Origin of the sequence: Mesorhizobium sp. M0106 (assembly GCF_040322715.1) — a bacterium.
GTDB lineage: Bacteria > Pseudomonadota > Alphaproteobacteria > Rhizobiales > Rhizobiaceae > Mesorhizobium.
Map to the genome: position 1 here is coordinate 1 of NZ_JAMYUA010000108.1, position 2559 is coordinate 2559.

Below are 2559 nucleotides of genomic sequence, written 5' to 3' on the forward strand. Positions count from 1 at the left end.
CAGGTGCTGCTCAAAACAACGACATACTGCCCGCCAACATCCCGAAGAAGGGTGGATTTACTATCCATTTCATCCGCGCTGTGGTGAGACGGTGCTCATTCTGAAGCGCTATGCGTACCGTGGTACCGATTTGGTGGTCATTGCGCAGCCTGACGGCTCCTTTGCCTGCATACCGGCTTGGATGACGCGCGAGACGGCGACGCACTTCAAGCTGTCGGCGGGGCCGCAGTTTTCCCTTGGGGCCTTGCAATCTCTGCGCGCTGAGATCGATGCGCTTCTAGGATTTCTCCAGTCCGACTCAACGATGGAGAAAGATCGCAATGAAGCGCCAATTCGAAAGTCCCCAGCCAAGCCTGTTCGAAGAAGGCGAGCCAAGCGTTGTGCTGACACGGGCACAGGAGATCGAACTGACGATGCTGGTGGAGACGCTGCTGCGCGAGATCGCGATGGCTCTGGCAAACGGGGGGATCGCAGATGACCAAGATCACAGCTGAGCATCTTGCGCGCAGTGCCTTCGTCTATATCCGTCAGTCGACGGCCGATCAGCTTATGCACAATCAGGAGAGCCAGCGCCGGCAATACGGACTCGCCGATCGCGCTCGCCAGCTCGGCTGGGCGAAGATCGAGGTCATCGACGATGATCTCGGCCGCTCGGGCGGCGGCATCAATCGACCAGGTTTCGAGCGGCTCCTGGCGGCGATCTGCGAAGGGCATGCGGGCGCCGTGTTCGCGATCGAGGCCTCTCGGTTGGCGCGCAACGGCCGCGACTGGCATACGCTGATCGAGTTCTGTGGATTGGTCGGGACCGTCATCGTCGACGAGGACGGAATCTACGATCCTCGGCATCCCAATGATCGGCTATTGCTTGGTATGAAGGGCACGATGAGCGAGCTCGAGTTGTCACTGTTTCGTCAGCGCTCGCAAGAGGCACTGAAGCAGAAAGCCCGCCGGGGCGCGCTGTTCCTCGGTGTCGCCGCCGGCTATGTGAAGACCGGGCGCGAGCAGATCGAGAAGGATCCAGACCAGCGCGTGCAGGACGCGTTGAGGTTGGTGTTCGCGAAGTTCGCCGAGCTACAGAGCGTGCGGCAGGTCCATATGTGGTTCAGAGACGAAGGCATCGCTTTGCCCGTTAAGTCGCATGACGCAGAGGGGCGCTTCATCGCCTGGAAACTGCCGCTCTACAATACCGTGCACAACATTCTGACTAACCCGGTCTATGCGGGTGCCTATGCCTTCGGGCGCACGACAAGCAAGGTCATCATTGAGGAGGGCCGCAAACGCGTGCGCCGCGGGCTGCGGCGCCCTCAGATGGAATGGGACGTCCTGCTTAAGGACCAGCATGAAGGCTACATTCCGTGGAGCGAGTTCGAGAGTAACCAACAGGTGATTGCCAATAACGCAATCGGCAAAGGCAGTGCCACCGCCAAAGGAGCGGTACGGCGCGGGGGGCTGCTTCTCGCGGGGCTTCTGCGTTGCGGCCATTGCGGCCGTAAGATGTATGTCGCTTATAGCGGCAAGGCGGGGCGCTATCACTGCCGGGGTGCGCTCGTCAATCATGGCACCGAGCGGTGCATCTCGTTTGGCGGCTTGCGCGCCGATGAGGCTGTCGGCGCCGCGGTTCTTGGTGCCTTGAAGCCGCTCGGCATCGACGCCGCAACCAAGGCGCTCGAGGTTCAAGCGAGCGAGACGTCAGCCGCACAAAGGCAGCTAGCGCTGGCACTGCAGCGGGCGCGTTACGAGGCTACCCATGCGCGTCGGCAATACGATGCCGTCGACCCGGCCAATCGTCTGGTCGCTGGCGAGCTGGAGCGCCGCTGGAACAACGCGCTTGAAGCCGTGCACGAGATCGAAGGCGAGATTGCCGCGCTCGAGGCGCGAAGACCATCTCTGCTGGGAGAGAAGGAACGGGATCAGCTGATGCGGCTCGGCGCCGATCTGGACCTGGCCTGGTCGCACCCGGCGGCAACATCTGCGACGCGCAAGAGGATCGTTCGCGCAGCCTTGTGCGAGATCGTCGTCCGTATCGAAGGTGGCATCATCGAGATGGTCCTGCATTGGCAGGGAGGGGACCACACCGCATTGAAGTTGAAGATGAACACCGTCGGCAAGCATCGCTGGACAGTCCCCGAGGATACTTTGACGCTGGTTCGCGAGCTGGCGCGTCTGATGCCCGACCGCCAGATTGCGCGGCTCCTCAATCGAGCCGGTAAGCCGACAGGGCGAGGCAACGGCTGGACCCAGGCGCGGATCTGTTCGTTCCGCAGCCATCACGGCATTGCCGTCCACCGCGCCAGCGAATGGGCTGAGCGAGGCGAGATTACGCTTGAAGCTGCCGCGCAAATCATGGATGTGAGCGTAATGACGGCGCTGCGCATGGCCCGGCTCGGCATCATCAAAGGGCGGCAAGTGTGTTATGGTGCGCCCTGGGCATTCAAGACGGCGGATATCGCCGCCTATCGCACGCGGAATGCGCCGCGTCCGCTAACAGCCGATCCCGCTCAACAGCGCTTTGATTTTCAATGACATAGAAAGTGAGCATTATGACGCGTGGCTGCTCGG

Annotated in this window: 2 protein-coding genes and 1 pseudogene; all 3 read left to right on the forward strand. The window is 61.6% G+C overall.

The features are described from left to right. Positions 1–55: 55 nt before the first annotated feature. Positions 56–265: pseudogene (locus NKJ55_RS35765) on the forward strand (DUF5372 family protein); the annotation flags it as partial. Between the two features lie 55 nt (positions 266–320). Further along, the gene (locus NKJ55_RS35195) at positions 321–494 is read left to right on the forward strand and encodes a hypothetical protein (protein ID WP_352453895.1); all 174 of its coding nucleotides are present in this window, start codon (positions 321–323) and stop codon (positions 492–494) included. Beyond that, a complete protein-coding gene (locus tag NKJ55_RS35200; RefSeq protein WP_352453896.1) occupies positions 475–2523 on the forward strand; it encodes a recombinase family protein in 2049 nt (682 codons plus the stop codon). Before NKJ55_RS35195 ends, NKJ55_RS35200 begins: the two co-directional genes overlap by 20 nt. The last annotated feature ends 36 nt before the right edge of the window (positions 2524–2559 follow it).

What these genes read in the sequence shown, in the direction of transcription:
- NKJ55_RS35195 (WP_352453895.1), top strand. Translation starts at nt 321, where the DNA reads ATGAAGCGCCAATTCGAAAGTCCCCAGCCAAGCCTGTTCGAAGAAGGC.
- NKJ55_RS35200 (WP_352453896.1), top strand. Translation starts at nt 475, where the DNA reads ATGACCAAGATCACAGCTGAGCATCTTGCGCGCAGTGCCTTCGTCTAT.